General features: G+C 66.0%; 11 protein-coding genes. 2 read left to right on the top strand and 9 right to left on the bottom strand.

Annotated features, from left to right (window positions below; genetic code table 11):
• Positions 1-23 precede the first annotated feature (23 nt).
• Entirely contained in the window at positions 24-728 is a 705-nt protein-coding gene (locus tag AC5Y6Y_RS15905; RefSeq protein WP_463828443.1) for a DUF2334 domain-containing protein, read from the bottom strand.
• Between the two features lie 94 nt (positions 729-822).
• Here AC5Y6Y_RS15905 and AC5Y6Y_RS15900 point away from each other — a divergent pair, with 94 nt between their 5' ends.
• On the top strand, positions 823-2,421 hold the full coding sequence (locus AC5Y6Y_RS15900; protein ID WP_499919023.1) for a DHA2 family efflux MFS transporter permease subunit: 1,599 nt from the start codon (positions 823-825) through the stop codon (positions 2,419-2,421).
• On the opposite strand, the gene AC5Y6Y_RS15895 is transcribed toward AC5Y6Y_RS15900, so the two are convergent.
• Both AC5Y6Y_RS15895 and AC5Y6Y_RS15890 read right to left on the bottom strand, forming a co-directional pair.
• On the bottom strand, positions 2,390-4,513 hold the full coding sequence (locus AC5Y6Y_RS15895) for a S9 family peptidase (protein ID WP_499919026.1): 2,124 nt from the start codon (positions 4,511-4,513) through the stop codon (positions 2,390-2,392). The genes AC5Y6Y_RS15900 and AC5Y6Y_RS15895 overlap by 32 nt on opposite strands.
• Positions 4,510-5,403 carry a phosphoribosylaminoimidazolesuccinocarboxamide synthase gene (locus AC5Y6Y_RS15890; RefSeq protein WP_463828440.1) on the bottom strand — a complete coding sequence of 298 codons (894 nt, stop codon included), beginning with the start codon at positions 5,401-5,403 and terminating at the stop codon, positions 4,510-4,512. The genes AC5Y6Y_RS15895 and AC5Y6Y_RS15890 overlap by 4 nt, the downstream gene beginning before the upstream one ends.
• Positions 5,404-5,498: 95 nt before the next feature.
• Here AC5Y6Y_RS15890 and AC5Y6Y_RS15885 point away from each other — a divergent pair, with 95 nt between their 5' ends.
• Positions 5,499-6,116 (top strand): hypothetical protein, encoded by a 618-nt coding sequence (locus AC5Y6Y_RS15885; RefSeq protein ID WP_499919030.1) that lies wholly within the window; start codon positions 5,499-5,501, stop codon positions 6,114-6,116.
• Positions 6,117-6,120: 4 nt separating this feature from the next.
• On the opposite strand, the gene AC5Y6Y_RS15880 is transcribed toward AC5Y6Y_RS15885, so the two are convergent.
• The 6 genes from AC5Y6Y_RS15880 to purB form a co-directional block, all read right to left on the bottom strand.
• The gene (locus tag AC5Y6Y_RS15880) at positions 6,121-10,293 is read right to left on the bottom strand and encodes an aminotransferase class I/II-fold pyridoxal phosphate-dependent enzyme (protein ID WP_499919032.1); all 4,173 of its coding nucleotides are present in this window, start codon (positions 10,291-10,293) and stop codon (positions 6,121-6,123) included.
• Positions 10,293-10,568, bottom strand: a complete 276-nt coding sequence (locus AC5Y6Y_RS15875) for an acyl carrier protein (protein ID WP_499919033.1) — start codon at positions 10,566-10,568, stop codon at positions 10,293-10,295. Before AC5Y6Y_RS15875 ends, AC5Y6Y_RS15880 begins: the two co-directional genes overlap by 1 nt.
• A 12-nt stretch (positions 10,569-10,580) precedes the next feature.
• Positions 10,581-12,350 (bottom strand): fatty acyl-AMP ligase, encoded by a 1,770-nt coding sequence (locus AC5Y6Y_RS15870; protein WP_499919035.1) that lies wholly within the window; start codon positions 12,348-12,350, stop codon positions 10,581-10,583.
• 119 nt (positions 12,351-12,469) lie between these two features.
• On the bottom strand, positions 12,470-14,719 hold the full coding sequence (locus AC5Y6Y_RS15865) for a serine/threonine-protein kinase (protein ID WP_499919036.1): 2,250 nt from the start codon (positions 14,717-14,719) through the stop codon (positions 12,470-12,472).
• A gap of 195 nt (positions 14,720-14,914) precedes the next feature.
• The gene (locus tag AC5Y6Y_RS15860) at positions 14,915-16,165 is read right to left on the bottom strand and encodes a cytochrome P450 (RefSeq protein WP_499919038.1); all 1,251 of its coding nucleotides are present in this window, start codon (positions 16,163-16,165) and stop codon (positions 14,915-14,917) included.
• Positions 16,162-17,580: an adenylosuccinate lyase gene (gene purB / locus AC5Y6Y_RS15855; protein ID WP_499919039.1), complete on the bottom strand. Its 1,419-nt coding sequence runs from the start codon at positions 17,578-17,580 to the stop codon at positions 16,162-16,164. Before purB ends, AC5Y6Y_RS15860 begins: the two co-directional genes overlap by 4 nt.
• Positions 17,581-17,704 lie beyond the last annotated feature (124 nt).

Genomic DNA, 17,704 nt, shown 5'->3' with positions numbered 1-17,704 from the left:
CGGTGCGGGCGGCCCGCATCGAGCTAAGCGGCGTCCAGGACCGCCTTGTCGGCCTGCCAGCGGTACACCATCGGGGTGCACTGCTGCAGCAGAGCCAGGTCGACGGCGTCCAACATGGCCTGCCGCGGACCGGACTTGCGCAGGTGACGAGCGGCGACGGCGATTCGGACCACCCCGCCGCGCCGGGCGACCCGGTCGGCTGACATCACCACCATCCGGCACCACCACGGCTCGGCCAGATATCCTTCGCCGATACCGAGCACCCGGGCCCGCACCGTGGTGTCCCGAACCAGATCGGTCACTCCGTAGGCGTCGGCGAGCAGTCGAAACCCGTTGCGCGGCAACGCTTTGACGACTCCGGGCGAGACCAGCCAGCCGGGTGCGGCAAACAGTCGGGTGCGCAGCCCCAGGTGCTCGAGCACCCGGTCGGCCCCCTTGAGTCGCAGGCTGGCCTCGTGGGCGTGCAGGGTCGCGAACTCGCCGCGCCGCTTCTTGGTCGCCGACTCGTCGTAGCCGTGCAGCACCAGGGCGTCGCCGTGGGCGCGCCGGTCGGTCAGCCAGTCCACGGTGCGGGGGTCGCGGTCCAGTCGGTAACGGTCACCGAGACGCGGCGCCACCAGGAAGGACACCGGAACAGCGCGGGAATCCATCTGCGCACAGAAGTCGGCCACGTCGGCCAGGGTGTGCTCGCCAATCCCTGAGACCGAGACGATCAGTTTTCCAGACACGCAGGTAGTTTGCCGATGCCAGATGTCGAGACGGTGAAGGACACACTGACGGCAGACGTCTATCGGCCCCGTCGCCGGAGGCAGGCCGTTAGATATGCTCAGCAACGCCATGGATGAGGCATTTTCCCCACCAGTCGACCCCGCGTTGCGAACCGCCGCCGCGGGGCCGGCCCAGGTCGGGGGTTACCCCGACAAACTGGATGCGCCGACCCTGCGAACCGCCGGGGTGTGCATCCTGGCCTCGCTGATGATGGGGCTGGACAGCACCGTCGTCAGCGTCGCGCAACGCACGTTCATCGTCGAGTTCGAGTCGACCCAGGCCGTCGTCGGCTGGACCATGACCGGCTACACCCTCGCGCTGGCCACGGTGATCCCGCTGGCGGGCTGGGCGGCCGACCGGTTCGGCACCAAACGGCTGTGGATGGGGTCGGTGCTGGCGTTCATGGCGGGCTCGATGCTGTGCGCGATCGCCCCCAACATCCTGTTGCTCAATGTCTTTCGTGCGGTACAGGGCATGTGCGGTGGCATGCTCATGCCGCTGGGATTCATGATCCTCACCCGGGTGGCCGGTCCGAAGCGGCTGGGCCGGTTGATGTCGGTGCTCGGGATCCCGATGCTGCTCGGTCCGATCGGCGGCCCCATCTTGGGCGGCTGGCTGATCGGTGACTTCAGCTGGCCGTGGATCTTCTTGATCAACCTGCCGATCGGGTTGTGCGCGTTCGTCCTTGCGGCGCTGGTGTTTCCGCGGGATCAGCCGGCACCGTCTGAGACATTCGACACGGTCGGCGCCCTGCTGCTGTCCCCGGGATTGGCGAGCTTTCTCTTCGGGGTGTCCGCCATTCCCGGCCACGGCACCGTGGTTGATCGCCAGGTGTTGATACCGGCAGTGGCCGGCTTGGTGCTGATCGGGGCGTTCCTGCTGCACGCCTGGTTCCGCGCCGAGCATCCGCTGGTGGACCTGCGGCTGTTCAAGAACCCCGTGGTGACCAATGCCAATGTGACGGCATTCCTGTTCGCCATCGCGTTCTTCGGTTCGGTGTTGCTGCTCCCGAGCTATCTGCAGCAGGTGCTGCACCAGACGCCGATGCAATCCGGATTGCACCTGATCCCCCAGGGCATCGGGGCGATGCTCACCATGCCGTGGGCCGGGGTGTTCATGGACCGCAAGGGTCCCGGCAAGACGGTGCTGGTCGGCATCACGCTGATTGCGGTGGGGCTGGGCATCTTCACCTTCGGTGTCGCCCGCCAGGCCGGCTACCTGCCGCTGCTGGCGGTGGGTTTGACCATCATGGGCATGGGCACCGGCTGCACGATGATGCCGCTGTCGGGGGCGTCAGTGCAGGCCCTGGCCCCGCATCAGATCGCCCGCGGTTCCACGTTGATCAGCGTCAATCTGCAGGTGGGCGGCTCGATCGGGACGGCACTGATGTCGATGGTGCTCACCAGCCAGTTCAACCGCAGTGAAAACATCGCCGCGGCAAACGAACTCGGTCGGCTACAGGAGGAGGCGGTGCGACGCCACGCTGCGTTGGACCCGGCAGCGGTACCGCCGCGGACCCTCGACCCGAATTTCGGCACGAACCTCGTGCACGACCTTTCGCACTGTTACACAGTGGTATGGGTGATCGCGACCGCGTTGGTGCTGATCACGCTCATCCCGGCTAAGTTTCTGCCCAAGACGCCCGCTGGTTAGCGGCGGTCGTCAGCAGCCACGCATACTGGAACGCGGTTTCCTTCCACCGCTCGTAGCGGCCGCTGATACCGCCGTGGCCGGCCTTCATCTGGGTTTTCAACAGGATGGGGTTTCCGTCTGGATTGCTGTGTCGCAGCGCCGCCACCCACTTGGCCGGTTCCACGTAGTACACCCGGGTGTCGTTCAGCGAGGTCATCGCCAGGATCGCCGGGTAAGGCCGGCCGGCGACGTTCTCGTACGGCGAGTACGACTTCATGTACGCGTAGACATCGCTGTCCTGCAGGGGGTTTCCCCACTCGTCCCACTCGGTGACGGTCAGCGGCAGTGAAGGATCCAGAATGGTGGTCAGTGGGTCGACGAACGGCACCTGGGCAAGGATTCCGGCGAACAGTTCCGGCGCCATATTGGCTACCGCCCCCATCAGCAGACCACCCGCACTGCCGCCGAGTGCCACCAACTGCTGCGGGCGGGTCAGACCGGATTCCACCAGATGCCGTGCCGCCGCGATGAAGTCGGTGAAGGTGTTCTTCTTCTCCAGCAACTTGCCGTGTTCGTACCACAGCCGGCCCATCTCGCCACCGCCGCGCACGTGGGCGACGACGAAGACCATCCCGCGGTCCAGCAGCGACAACCGGGCAATGGAGAACCGCGGGTCCTCACACATCTCGTAGGCCCCGTAGCCGTAGATCAGTGCCGGAGCGGGGAATTCGATGTCGGCTCGGTGCACGATGGAGACCGGGACCCGGGTCCCGTCCTCGGCGATGGCCCAGTCGCGTCGCTCCACGTAGTCGGCCCGACGGTAGCCGCCCAGCACCGGTTGTTCTCGGAGCAGGGTCCGCTCGCCGGTGCGCAGGTCTATGTCGTAGATCCGCACCGGTGTCACGAACGACCCGGCGCCCACCCGCAGCTTGGGTGAAGCCCAGTTCGGGTTGGCGCCCAACCCCGACGCCATCAGTTCGGAGTCAAAGGTGATTTCTTCGGGATCACCATAGCCGCCGTCAGTGGCGAACGGCCACAATTGAATTCGGGGCAATGCTGCCCGTCGGTAGCTGACCACCAGGTGACCGGCGAAGGCGTCCACACCGTCCAGGCGGACGTCGTCACGGTGCGGGATCAGAGTACGTTGCCGGGACGGATCGTCGACCGGGGCTTCCACCAGCGTGAAATTGACCGCGCCGTCGTTGTGCAGGATCAGGAACCGCTGCTCGTCACCGACCACGGCGTGCTCCACCGAGTATTCGACCCCTTCGCGGCGGGACAACACGACAGTGAACTGCGCTTCGGGGTCGGCCGCGTCGGCGTAGCGGTACTCGGACGTGACCGATGAACCTGCCGCGATCATCATGTAGGCGTCACTGCGGGTGCGTCCGACCCCCAGCCAGAACCGTTCGTCGGGTTCGTGATAGACCTGCTCGGCGGGCTGCCCCGCGCCGAGTCGGTAGCGCCACACGGTATCCGGCCGCCAGGCGTCGTCCACGGTGATGTAGTAGACGGTGCGGTTGTCGGCGGCCCAGCTCGCGCCGGCGCCGATCCCGGCGATCTCATCGGGATACAGCTCGCCGGTATTCAAGTTCTTGAACCGCAACGTATAACGTTCGTCACCGACGGTGTCGACGGAGTAAGCCAGCAGGTTCGCGTCGAGGCTGACACTGGCAGCGCCGAGCGCGAAGAAGTCGTGACCGTCGGCCGCCTCGTTCTCGTCGAGCAGCACCTGCTCACCGGGAATCTCGGTGTGTTCGTCGAACCGGGGCGGGTTCCAGTCATCGGGATCGCTTGCCGGGCAACGGCAGTGGACACCGTACTGCTTGCCCTCGAAGGTGCGGGCGTAATACCACCAGGCGCCGCGGCGGGTGGGCACCGACAGGTCGGTCTCCTTGGTCCGCGCCTTGATTTCGTCGAATATCTGGTGCCGCAATGTGTCCAAGTCAGACGTCTGTTGGTCGACGTACGCGTTCTCCGCCTCCAGATAGGCGATGACCTCGGGACTGTCCTTGTCCCGCAACCACTCGTAGGGATCGAGGAAGAGGTCGCCATGGTGCTCGCGTCGGGTCTCCACCCGTTTGGCCACGGGTGGTGCCAGCCGTTCGGTCATGCGCCGGGACCGATCCAGTCGTCGAAGCTCTTACCCGAAATCCGTTCGTATGCCTCGATGTACCGGTTTCGGGTGGCGACAATGATGTCGTCCGGCAGGGGTGGCGGCGGCTCAGTGCCGTGCCGGTCCCACCCGGACTCGGCGCTGGTGAGCCAGTTGCGGACGAACTGCTTGTCGAACGCGGTCTGCACCACCCCGGGCCGGTAGTCCGCGGCCGGCCAGTACCGCGACGAATCCGGGGTGAAGATCTCATCGGCCAGCAACAGATTTCCGTGCGCGTCGGTGCCGAACTCGAACTTGGTGTCCGCGATGATGATTCCTCTGTTCAGGGCGTGATCGGCGGCCTGCACGTAGATCTGCAGGGTGCGATCGCGCAGTTGGTTGGCGCGAACCCCGCCGACCAGTTCGATGACCCGGTCGAATGCGATGTTCTCGTCGTGATCGCCCAGTGCGGCCTTGGTCGCCGGGGTGAACAGCGGCGTGCTGAACTTGCTGGCCTCCACCAGCCCGGGCGGCAACGGGATGCCGCACACCTTTCCGGTGGCCTGATAGTCGACAAGCCCCGACCCGGTCAGGTAACCGCGGGCCACGCATTCCACCGGAAGCATCTCCAGCCGTCGCACCACCAAGGCCCGGCCGAGCACCTCGTCGGGGATGCGCGGATCGTCTGGTGGCCCGGCGAGGTGGTTGGGGGCGCTCACCAGGCCGAAGAAGAACACGCTCATCGCGGTCAGGATGCGGCCTTTGTCCGGGATGGTGCTGTCCAGGATGAAGTCGTACGCCGAGATCCGGTCGCTGGCGACCAGGAGCAGATGGTCGTCGTCGACGCGGTAGATCTCCCGGACTTTGCCGCTGGCCAGATGCTGGTAATCGGACAATGCGGGTCGCATCGGGTCAGCCTATCGGGCAGGCCGGGCCGGGCAGACCCGCAGGAGACCCGGCAAGACGATGTCATTCTGCTGCGAGCTGTGCTGGTATCGGTGTCATGACGCGGTACTTGCCTTACTCGACCCGGCCCTTCCGTCTTTTCGGCCAACTGATGAGCGACATCACCATCTCGTTGTGGACGGTGATCTGGGTCTTCGTCGGTTTCGCCGTCCACGAGGCGATTGCCACGATCGCCGAAGCCGGGCGGCAGGTCGAAGTCGGCTCGAAGGGAGTGGCGGGCAACCTGGCGTCGGCCGGGCACAGCGCGCACAACATTCCCCTGCTGGGCGACGCGCTCGGCCAGCCCCTGAACGCGGCCAGCCAGGCGGCGATGGACATCGCCGGAGCCGGGCACGAACTGGACACCACCGCCAGTTGGCTGGCGTGGGTGCTGGCGCTGGCGGTCACGTTGCCACCGATCCTGGCGGTGACGATGCCGTGGCTGTACCTGCGGATCCGGTTCTTCCGACGCAAGTGGGTCGTGACCGCGCTGGCCGCCACCGCAGCCGGCCAGCAGCTGTTGGCGCTGCGCGCACTGGCCAACCGCTCACCGGCCAAGCTCGCCGCCGTCAGCGCGGATCCGGTCGGGGGGTGGCGCTACGAGGATCCCGTCGTGATCCGGGGGCTGGCCGTGCTGGAACTGCGCGCGGCGGGGGTCAGGCTCCGGATGGAATAGGTCCTCACGCCGCCGGCACGAGCGCGAGCTCCCCGGCGAGAACCCGCACCGCGTAACGGATCTGCTCTTCAGTGTGTTGACTGGTGATGAAGAACCGCAGCCTCGCTTGGTCCTCGGGCACGGCCGGGTAGAGGATCGGGTTGGCGTTGACGCCGTGCCTGAGCAGTGCGTGCGACAACCGCAGCGCCGTCATCGAGCTGCCTACGATGCACGGAATGATCGGGGTGCCCTGACTGTCTCCGGTGTTCAGGCCGGCTTCCCGGGCCAGCCTCAAGAACAGCGCCGACGACTCGTGCAGACGCTGCAGGTGGCCTGATTCGCTGCGCATCACCGTGATTGCAGCAAGTGCCGCGGCCGCGATGGCCGGCGGTAGGCCACCGCTGAAGATGAACCCCGGCGTGGTGTATTTGAGATATTCGATCAGCTCCCGGCTTCCCGCCACGTAACCACCGCAGCCGGCCAACGCTTTCGACATTGTGCCGCACCATAATTCGACGTCGGCGCGGTCGACGCCGAAGTGTTGCCCGACGCCACCGCCAGCGGCTCCGAGCACACCGATGCTGTGCGCCTCGTCGATCATCAACAACGCCTGGTGTTTTTTCTTGACCTCGATGAAGGCGGGCAGGTCGGCGACGTCCCCGTCTTGGCTGTAGACGCCCTCGATCACGATCAGCACGCGGCGGTACTGGTGCCGGATTTCGGTCAGCAGCTCGTCGAGCGCGGCGGCATTGTTGTGCGGGAAGGGTCGGCGAGTGGCCCCAGATAGCTTGCAGCCCTGCACGATACTGTCATGCGCGAGACTGTCGTGGATGACGAGGTCGCGGTCGCCGAGCAGGTGTCCGATCAATGTCACATTGGTGGCGTGCCCATTGACCAGAGCCAGCGCATCCTGGGTTCCGAGCAGATCGGCCAGTTCGCGTTCGAGCGCACGGTGGATCGGCTTCTCGCCGGACAGCATGCGGGACGCCGAGCAGGAGCTGCCATATCGACGCACTGCGTCGGCCATGGCCTCAGCCACTGCCGGGTGACCCGACAGGCCCAGGTAGTTGAAACTGGCGAAGTTGATCACCTCGACACCGTTGATGATCGAGGTGTCGGTGGTGATGCCGTCGTTCACCACAAAGTACGGATTGTCGACGCCGGCGGTGTCGACCAGTGAGATCCGTTCTGCCAGCGCTTTGACCTCCTCGAAATCGCTGATCCGGAATTGTGGGGTGACCGCGGGCGGCTGCGTCGCTTCCTCGGCCGGCTCGCCTACGCTGCCGCCGGCCATGGCGACCACATCGGCGATCATCGTGTCCGGTCCGAAGGCCGCCAGATCAACCTGGCGACCGGGCAGCTTGCGTTTCAAGCCGTTGATCAGATCGGTCACCATGATGGAGTCGAATCCAAGGTCGCCGACGATGGTCGACGACAGATGTAGCCGCGCCGCGGGAAACCCGCTGACGCGGGCGATCTCGGCCCGCACCACGGCGCTGGTGTCCACCTGCGACGGTGATTCGAGCTGCGTAGTCAGCTCGGCCGGCAGGTCGATACCGCGGTATGCGGCGAGCACGGCCGCCTGCTCGCGGAACAGTGCCACCAGACTTTCCATCGTGGGCTCCTTGTCGGTGTCGGTGTCGGTGCCGGTGTCGTGCCGGGATGTTGGACCGGCTTGTTCGGTGATCCGGTAGCGGTTCGCGGTGCTGAATTCATATCCGCCGAGTCGGTGCGCCACCCTGGCATCGGCGGGATACAGGGTGTCCCAGTCGGGGTTCAGTCCGTCGCGGTACAACGCCGCGGCGGTTTCGGCCACACCGCGAGCCACCGACAGGACGGGTGGCGCATCCGGATGGGATCGGATGATCATCGGCGCCAACGTAGGCCGGGAACCGAACTCCACCAGGTGGGTCGGGTGCGTCTGTAGCGCTTCGGTGACCGCGGCACCGAACCGGACGGTGGCCCGGACGTGCGCCGTCCAATACTGCGCGTCCATCGGTTCGTCGCGATCGGGAATGCCACCGCGCAGAGTGGAAAACATCGGAATCAACGGCAGCTGGTAGCGGCACTGCGTGGCTACGGCCGCGAACTCCGCGACCATCGGCTCCATCAACTCCGAATGGAAGGCGTGCGACACGTCCAGCCTTCGTGCGCGGATACCTGCCTCGGCACACCATGCCGCCGTGCGCTCGATGGCGTCCAACGCACCGGACAGCACTATTTCGCCGTCGCCGTTCACGGCCGCGACATCCATTGTGCGGAACGGAAGTTCGTTGACCGATGCGTGTATCGCCAACATGCCGCCGCCGGCGGGCAGCCGCTGCATCAAACGTCCGCGTGCCACGACCAGTCGGCAGGCATCCTCGAGACTGAACACCTCGGCGACAACCGCGGCGGCGTACTCGCCGATGCTATGGCCGAGCAGCCAAGCCGGTTCGGCACCGACCGCGGCGAGCGCCTGCGTCTGCGCATACTGCGCGGCGAAGATCGCCGGCTGTGCGAATTCGGTGCGATGCACGCGTTCGTCATCCATCAGCCGGCCGATGCGCGCGCCGAGATACGGCAGCATCGTGCTTTCGACCCGGTCGAACGCGTCGCGGAATGCGACACTGTCCTCGTACAGCGCCCGGTGCATGCCCGGATACTGCGTGCCCTGTCCGCTGAACAGCCAGCCCGCCGAAATCCCGCCGGCGGCACCGGTGTCGAAGTCTCCTGCGCGCAGTGCCGCGACGGTTGCGGCGCGGTCGCGGGCGGCCAATGCCAGGCGCACCTTGCCGGTCGCCTTGATCTTGTTCGTCGACCAGCACAACTGCGCGAGCGGTGCGGTGCTGTTCTCCAGGTCCTCGGCAAGCCGAACTGCGTTGCGGTGCAGTCCATCCGGTGAGTCAGCGGACAGCGTCACGATCCCGCCACCGGTAGTGGCCGGGACGGGCGCCGCGGAAGCGGCGCTGGCGAGCACCACGTGGCTGTTCGTGCCGCCGATACCGAAACTGGACACCCCGGCGTAGACGACGTCCGCCGGCAGTGCCATGGGCTCGGACAGCAATCGCAGTCCACCGTCGCCCAGCCGTAGCGCAGCGTTCTCGTCGTCGGCGAAGCGCGTGGGCGGCACCATCCGGTGATGCAGGCTGAGCACCACCTTGATCAGGCCGGCGATCCCGGCGGCGCCTTCGGTGTGACCGAGGTTGCCCTTGATGGACCCGATCACACAGGGCTCTTCGCGTCCCCGCCGATGGGCGTGGGCCAGCGCCTTCACCTCGATCATGTCGCCAAGCAACGTCCCGGTGCCGTGCGCCTCGAGGAAGCTGATCTGGGCGGGGACGATGCCGGCGGCACGACAGGCCGCTTCGACAACCTGTTGCTGCGCCCACCGATTCGGCGCGGTGATGCCGTTGCTGCGGCCGTCGCTGTTGACCGCGCTGCCTTTGATCACGGCATAGACGGGCAAGTTTTCGGCCACCGCGTCGGCCAGTCGGCGCAATACGATGACGGCTACGCCCTCACCGCGCCCGATCCCGTCGGCCGCCGCGCTGAACGGTTTGCAGCGACCGTCCGGGGCGGCCAGCCCGGCCTGCGTATAGAACGCGTTGATGGCCGGGGTGAGGGTGAGGTTGACCCCCGCGGCCAAGGCCTGGTCACATTCGTGGTGCCGCAGCGCCTGAGCCGCCAGGTGCACCGCGACAAGTGAGGATGAGCACGCGGTGTCCACCGCGAGACTGGGACCTTTGAGGTCCAACTGGTAGGACAGCCGATTGGCGGTCATGAAGTGGCCGTTGCCGGAACCGGTTTGAGCGGTGATCCTGGTGTAGTCGCGCATCTGCAGATGTGCCCATTCGGCCGCCATCACACCGACGAACACGCCGGTGTGGGAACCAGCCTGTCCGCGCGGGTCCAGCGTGGCGTTTTCGATTGCCCGCCAAGCGGTGTGCAGCAGCAGGCGTTGCTGCGGGTCCATTGCCGCGGCGTCCCGCGGCGTGATGCCGAAGAAGTCGTTGTCGAAGGCGTCGGCCTCGGCGATCAGTCCGGCATTGCGGTGGTTGAGGATTCCGGAGTTCTGCAGTGCGGCGCCATCCCAGCGCTCGGACGCGGTGATCTCGTCCACCCCGTCGCCGCCTTCGAGCAGCAGCTGCCAGAGTGCGGCCGGGTCAGTTGCTCTGGGAAAACGGCAGTCGAGGCCGACAACGGCGATGTCGGTCATCATGCGACTGCTTCGTCGACGTGGCCGACTCGCTCTGCAACGGCCGTGCCGATGAATTCGGCGATGTGCGACAAGGTGGGATAGTCGAAGATCAGCGTCGGCTCGACATCGATGTCGAAGTGCGTCTCGATCTCGCCGGCCAGGCTCACCGCGCGCACCGAGTCGACACCCATGTCCGCCAGGGGTACGAAGGGGTCCAGTGCCGGTGCGACTTCGAGGGCGGCAGCCAGTCGAATAGTCAACCAGCGCAAGGTGTTACGGTGTTGGGCGGTCATCGAAGCTCCTCATCAGATGGCGTTGTGGCTGTGGTGCAGTACGTGGGACAGGTGGGAACGTAGGAACGCCGTACGCATCGAAGCTCGTTGCACCTTCCCACTGGTGGTGAGGTGGATGCCGCCGCGTTCGACGAACACCACGACGGGCGCGGGAACCTCGAAAGCCCCTGCCACGGCCCGCTTCACTGTGGCGGCCAGCTCGGCGTAGGTGACCTCACCGAGCAAGCTGCTCTTGACGGTGTGAATCACCACCGGTCGTTCGCCGCCGTCCACGTCGACCGAGAACGCGACCCCCCGTGCACCCGTCAACGCCGGGTGCAGTGTCTGGACGTAGTCCTCGATGTCCTGGGGGTAGAGGTTGCGTCCGTTGACGATCAGCAGATCTTTGCGGCGGCCGGTCACGTAGAGCTGCGCGTCATGCAGGAATCCGAGGTCGCCGGTCCGCAGGTACGGGCCGGTGCCGTAGTCGGTCAATGCCGCAAACCTGTCTGCGGTCTCGACCGGCTTGCCGTGGTAGCCGGCGGCGACACTTCGACTGCGCAACCATATTTCGCCGACCCGACCATCGGGCAGTACCGTGCGGGTGTCGGGGTCGACGACGAGCACCTCGATTCCCGGCCCCGGCTCACCGGAACTGACCAGACGCACACTGTGGTCCGTGCCGGCTTCATAGCGATTGCGTTCGAGGGCATCGGTGTCGGCGTCGAGATGGCGCGGTGCGCCGCGACTGACGGTGGCCAGTAGGGTCACTTCGGCCATTCCGTAGGCCGGACGTAGTGCCGATGGCGAAAAGCCGTTCCGGGCAAGCAATCCGGTGATCCGTTCAATGGTGCGCCACCGGATGGGCTCGGCACCGTTCAACGCGACTCGCCACGACTCGAGGTCCAGCCCGGCGAGTTGCTCCGGCGTCACCCGGCGCGCGATCAGGTCATAGGCGAAATTGGGCGCAGCGGAATGTGTTCCGCGGTAGTCACTGATGGCCCACAGCATTCGCAGCGGTTGTTTGAGGAATGCCAGCGGCGACATGGTGACAGCGTTTGCGCCGGTAACGAAGGAAAGCAGCACACTGAACAGACCCATATCGTGGAAGTGCGGGACCCAACCGACCACTACGGCTTGGTCAGTCACGTCCAGCGCGTGCGCGATAACCGCCTCGTTGTGCAACACATTGTCATGGGTGACGGCGACGCCCTTGGGGTCACCGGTCGACCCGGACGTGTACTGGAGCAGGACGACTGTGTCGGGCGTGATTTCAGGCATCGTCCACGCATCGGCATTCACGGGTGGTCGGTCATCGTCGGCGCTGCAGGTGATCGGGCGATCGAGGCCGAGGGCACCGATGCCCGTGGCGATCACGGCCCGCAGCTCGGCGGAAGTCAGCACCAGACTGCTGTCGGAGTCGCGGAGGATAGCTGCGACGCGTTGCAAGCTGCGTTCGTCGTGCGGCAACGGCGCGGGGACCGCCACGACACCGGCGTAGACGCAGCCCAGGAACGTCATCCAAAACTCGATGCCTGGCTCGAACAACAGCAGTACCGGCCGGCTGGTCTCCGGGCGGGACTTCAGCCAGACCGCCACCGCACGGGCACCGCGGTCGAGGTCAGCGAAGGTGACGCGTTCTTCGATCATCCTTCGTCCGGACTCGCGCAGAAAGACGAAATGCCGGCTAGCGCCGTAGGTTTCGAATTGCGACCGCAGGCAGCAGACCAGATCAAGGTGCGCGGTTGCCGGCAACGGCGGCCGAACGGCCTGTGCTATCCCGGTTGCTTCCGGACCCACCATCTCCGCACTCCCCAGATTCGCTGCACTGTTGAACAGCAATCTGGTGGGCGGGCCTCAAAGCATTCTCAACAATTTCTTGGCGTCCTGCGGTTTCGGCACGCAGGCGTATTCCGGGAGGCTCAGGCGCTGTTGACGAGGATGGCGTACTGCGCCGCCGCACGCTGGCGCGCGTCCTTGTCCTCGTTGCTGTGCACCCACCCGATGTAACGTCCGAAATTCACCGCACACTCGAACCGACTGTTGGCGTTGTCGGCCACGATTTCCTGTTTCTGTTCGTAACAGCGGGCGCCGGGAATGTCGTTGGGCGGCGGCACCTCGTGGTCCATGTACTCCCCCCGCTCGGCCTCGACCAGCTTGGGCAGCAACGTCTTGGCGGCCTCTTCATCCTTGGTCCGCAGCAAGACGCTGTCAGAGCTGAACGCGCACCGGTCGATTCCGGCTTCAGCGTACAAACCGTCTTTGCGGGCTTGGCTGTCTGCACAGAAACCGGCAGCATGCGGGCCCATACTGCCGAAATTGAGTGACACTCTGGGCTGGTCTCCGGCGAAGAAAAGTCGGCTGAGCATCCGATCGGGATCGATCGGCATCGAAGTGAGGTCGACACCGGCACCCGGAATGAGTCTGCCCACCAGCGGCAACTGCAGGTCCAAGACCCGCTGGACGCGATTGGTCAGATAAGACAGGTCGGGGTTGTTGTCGCTGCGAACCGCAATGGACATCACCAGCCTGCCCGAGGCCATGGTGGCGCCGACCGACGGGGACCCGGGCCGATAATGAGCCTTGGCCTGCGGATAGCCAGGTATGGGAGTGGCCTGGTTTTCGGGGTTGACGGCGAAGTCCACTGAGTCCATCTCCACGGCGGCCCGGGCGGCGGCGTCGTCGTTGGGGAAGCTCGTCAACATGATCACCGCCAGATCCCCGGTGCGGTCGCGGACGAACTCTTGGAAGCGCTTGGAGATCCCTTCGATGAAATATCCGGAGATCATCCCGTACTTCTGCAGAACCGGTTGCGTCAGTGGCGTTCCGGTACCCGAAATTGCGGTGGCAGCCTGTTCCGGGTCTGGGACCGCCTGTCCGTAGACATGGTCCAGCAGGGGGTCGACGGCATAAGGGTCGGTGACACCCTCGGCAAGGCGGTAAGCCTCCAGGAAGCGGCCTTCATCTGCAGTGGCCGGACCGGGCAGGGACCGCGGCTTCGTGCCGTAGCGCCCCACATCGAGTTTGCTGATATCGGTGGAATCCGCAGTGGAATCACCTTTGGTCAGCTGCCAGATAGCCAGTCCCGCCACGATCGCGACGACGAGCACGACGGCAGCTGCGATCGGCAGCCATCGATTACGCTTGCCCGACAGCGCCTGTGGCCCGAAGGTCGATGGGCCGCCGAGCCCGGCGGGGCCGGGCGGATAGTACTGGGGAGTCGGCTGTGCCCAGGGTTGCTGAACCGGCGGTTGCGTGGATGATGTTTGCTGTCCGGGTGTGGTCTGCACCGTGGGTGCGGAACTACCCGGAATGGTGAAGGTCGCCGTCGCGCTGCCCAGGCTCGCGAGAGCCTCCTCCGCCGCGCGGGCGAACTCGCCGCTGGTGGCGTATCGGTCGTCGGGGTTCTTGGCCAGAGCGCGCGAAATCACCTCGTCCAGCGCCGGGGGCAGTCCCATGCGGGAACTCACCCGGGGTGGCGGTTCGGTCAAGTGCGCCCCGACCAGAGTCGCGGTATCGCCGGAGAACGGCGGGTTCCCGGTGAGCGCCTCGACCAGAACGCACGCCAGCGCGTAGGTGTCGGATCGCGGGGTGACTGCGCTCCCGTCGCCGCGGAACCTTTCCGGCGCCATGTATGTCCACGTGCCCAGCACGTCACCCATCTGGGTCAGCTTGGTTTCGGTGGCCGCGTTGGCGATACCGAAGTCCACCAGATACGCGAAATCGTCGGCGGTGATGAGAATGTTTCCCGGTTTCACGTCGCGGTGCAGCACTCCGGCGGCGTGGGCGGCATCCAGTGCCGAGGCGATCTGGCGCACGATTGACACCGCTTTGTGCGGCGGCAACGGACCGGAACGCTGCAACAGGGTGTCCAGGTCGGTGCCGTTGATCAGCCGCATGTCGACATAGAGTTGCCCGTCGATCTCGCCGGTCGAGTGGATCGGCACCACATGCGGGTCCTGCAGCCGTCCGGCAATGCGGGCCTCCCGCTGTAGCCGCTGCCGGTAAGCCGAATCCTGGGCGTAGGGACCCGAAATGAGTTTCAGCGCAACAACTCGGTCCATGGTGGTGTCCTGTGCTTCGTACACAGTCCCCATACCGCCGCTGCCGATCACCCGCTTGAGCAGATACGGGCCGAACTGCGTACCGGCTTCTAACCGTGTCTCGTCCATCGCTGCTCCTGCTACCGGGCACCGCTCGCCGGCCACCAGCCCCGGCGACTTCTCGACGGCGCACGCACCACCACCGTGCCCACGCCGCAGTGGCATCCTAAACCGGCAAAGGCGTTATTAGCCGGGTCACGGGCTGAAAATCTGGCTGCCGGTCCCGGTCATGCTCCGGTGCCGGACTCGATACCGCGAGCCGGATCAGGCCCCGTGCAGTTCCACGACCAGGTGCCGGATGCCGGTGTGCCGGTTGCTGCGGGTCCATTCCACGGGTTCGACCATCCGCACGGCGGCGAACCGCGACAACAGTTCCTCGTACAGCACCCGCAATTCCAGCCGGGCCAGATTCGCGCCCAGGCAATAGTGCACGCCCTGCCCGAAACCCAAGTGCGGATTAGGCTTTCGGCCGATATCGAACACGTCGGCGGCGTCGAAGACGTTGTCGTCGCGATTGGCCGAGCCTTCCCAGATCTGCACCTTCTGTCCCGCCGAGACGACCTGCCCGCCCAGGGTGACATCGTGCGTGGCGGTGCGCCGCTTGGACGGCGACGGCGAGGTCCACCTGACCATCTCTTCGATCGCCGTCGGCAACTGGTCGAAATCTGAACGCAGCGAATGGAATTGGTCAGGATGCTCGGCCAGCGCCAACAGCCCGCCCGCGATCGCGTTGCGGGTTGTCTCAGCGCCGGCACTGAACAACAGGCTGAAGAACAGGTACAACTCCAGATCGGTCATGACCGGGGTATCGGCGTCGGCTGCCGTCGCGTTGGCGACCACCGACAACATGTCGTCGGTGGGCTCAGCGCGTTTGGCGGCGATCAACTCCTGTCCGTAGGTGAACATCCGCGTCCCGGCTTCCTCGAGCGAGAGCTGCGCCAGCGACGCCTTGCGCGACGCACCGAAGTCGAACTGCGGCTCGATCGCCTCGAACAGCCAATGACGTTCGGACTCCGGCACTCCCAGCAATATGCAGATCATCTGCATCGGCAGTTCGGCGGCGATTTCGACGACGAAGTCGAGCGGCTCACCCGGCACTACCGCGTCGAGCAGTCGCCGGGTCCGGGCGCGCAGGTCGTCCTCGACGCGCCTGATCATCCGCGGCGTCAGTCCGGAACTGACGAGCCGGCGGATTTGCCCATGCCGCGGATCGTCCATCATGTTGAGCACCTGGCCGGCGATGGCCAGGTCTTGCAACAACGTGCCGCCGAATGGCCGGTCACCACCCGTCACTGACGAGTAGGTGGCTGGATCTCGCAGCACCTCAAGGATTTCCGGGTAGGTGGCCACCGACCAGAAGCCTTCGCCGTCCGGGGTGTTATCGGTCGGCTCGTGCCAGTACACCGGCGCCTCGCGGCGGTGTACGACGAACAATTCGTGCGGGAACCCGTGGGCGAAGTTGTCCAGATCGGTGAAATCGATCGCGGACAGCGCGTCGGCACGAGTAGCAGTCACAGAATTGCCCCCGGCGTGTACTTGGCCGCCTCCGGATAACGCCCGACCAGTTGGTCCACCAGTCCGGCGACCTCGCCGACCTGGTCAGCGGCGGCGCCGGTGAATGCGTTCCGGTCGGCCAGCGCCGCGTCGAGCGCGGGCCGGTCCAGTGGTAGTCGGGGGTCCGCCGCCAAGCGGTCGAGCAGGTCGGGTTCGGCGCCGCGTTCGCGCATGGCCAGCGCTGTGGCCACCGCATGTTCGCGGATCACGTGGTGGGCCGACTCGCGGCCCATCCCGGCGCGTACCGCCGCGATCAACACTTTCGTGGTGGCCAGGAACGGCAGATACCGGTCCAGCTCACGCTGGATCACCGCGGGGTAGGCACCGAACTCGTCCAACACCGTCAGGAACGTCTCGATCTGGCCGTCGACAGCAAAAAAGCTGTCCGGCAGGGTGACTCGGCGCACCACCGAGCAGAACACGTCGCCTTCGTTCCACTGTGCGCCGGCCAGCTCGGCGGCCATGGACGCATAACCGCGCAGCACCACCTGCAGTCCGTTGACCCGTTCGCAACTGCGGGTGTTCATCTTGTGCGGCATTGCCGAGGAGCCGACCTGGCCCTCGGCGAAGCCTTCGGTGACCAGCTCGTGGCCGGCCATCAACCGGATGGTGTGCGCGAACGACGACGGTCCGGCACCCAGTTGCACCAGCGCGGAGACCACGTCGTGGTCCAGCGAACGCGGATAGACCTGCCCGACGCTGGTCAGCACGGTCGAGAAGCCGAGAAACGCGGCGACGGACCGTTCCAGTTCGGCGAGCTTGGCCGCGTCGCCGTCGAGCAGGTCGAGCATGTCCTGCGCGGTGCCCATCGGCCCTTTGATGCCCCGCAACGGGTAGCGGTCGATCAGCTCCCGCAGTCTGGTCAGCGCGATCAGCGTCTCCTGCGCGGCCGAGGCGAACCGCTTGCCCAGGGTGGTGGCCTGGGCGGCGACGTTGTGGCTGCGCCCGGCCATGACCAGGTCGCGGTAGGACACCGCCTTCTCCGCGAGCCGGGCCGCCACCGCCACCCCGTGGGCGAACACCAGTTCCAGCGATTGCCGGATCTGCATCTGCTCCACGTTCTCGGTCAGGTCGCGGCTGGTCATCCCCTTGTGCACCTGCTGATGACCGGCCAGCGCGTTGAATTCCTCGATGCGGGCCTTGACGTCGTGGCGCAGCACCCGTTCGCGCTCCGCGATGGAGACGAGGTCTACGACCTCGAGCACCCGCTGGTAGTCGGCGATCGCTTCGGCGGGAACCTCCACCCCCAGCTCGGCCTGGGCCTGCAGCACGGCCAACCACAGGCGCCGCTCCGCGACCACCTTGGCTTCCGGCGACCAGATCGCCACCATATCGGCGCTGGCATAGCGGCTGGCCAGCACATTCGGAATGCTCACAGGCACACAGCTTACGGTTCGCCTGCCCGGTTGACGCTGCGCTGGTGGCGCGTGCGGGGTTGACCCTGCGCTGATGGCGCCGGCCGCTCGGCCTCGTGGCTGACTCTGCGCTGGTGGCGCAAAA

The sequence above is a fragment of the Mycobacterium sp. NGS24 genome, assembly GCF_059813065.1.
The sequence above is the reverse complement of the archived record's forward strand: the minus strand, read 5'-3'. Positions and strand labels throughout refer to the sequence as shown.

Coding starts and splice junctions, on each gene's coding strand:
- AC5Y6Y_RS15890 (WP_463828440.1), bottom strand. CDS start 5,403: ATGCGACCCGCATTGTCCGATTACCAGCATCTGGCCAGCGGCAAAGTC.
- AC5Y6Y_RS15880 (WP_499919032.1), bottom strand. CDS start 10,293: ATGACCGACATCGCCGTTGTCGGCCTCGACTGCCGTTTTCCCAGAGCA.
- AC5Y6Y_RS15885 (WP_499919030.1), top strand. CDS start 5,499: ATGACGCGGTACTTGCCTTACTCGACCCGGCCCTTCCGTCTTTTCGGC.
- AC5Y6Y_RS15865 (WP_499919036.1), bottom strand. CDS start 14,719: ATGGACGAGACACGGTTAGAAGCCGGTACGCAGTTCGGCCCGTATCTG.
- AC5Y6Y_RS15895 (WP_499919026.1), bottom strand. CDS start 4,513: ATGACCGAACGGCTGGCACCACCCGTGGCCAAACGGGTGGAGACCCGA.
- AC5Y6Y_RS15875 (WP_499919033.1), bottom strand. CDS start 10,568: ATGACCGCCCAACACCGTAACACCTTGCGCTGGTTGACTATTCGACTG.
- AC5Y6Y_RS15900 (WP_499919023.1), top strand. CDS start 823: ATGCTCAGCAACGCCATGGATGAGGCATTTTCCCCACCAGTCGACCCC.
- AC5Y6Y_RS15870 (WP_499919035.1), bottom strand. CDS start 12,350: ATGGTGGGTCCGGAAGCAACCGGGATAGCACAGGCCGTTCGGCCGCCG.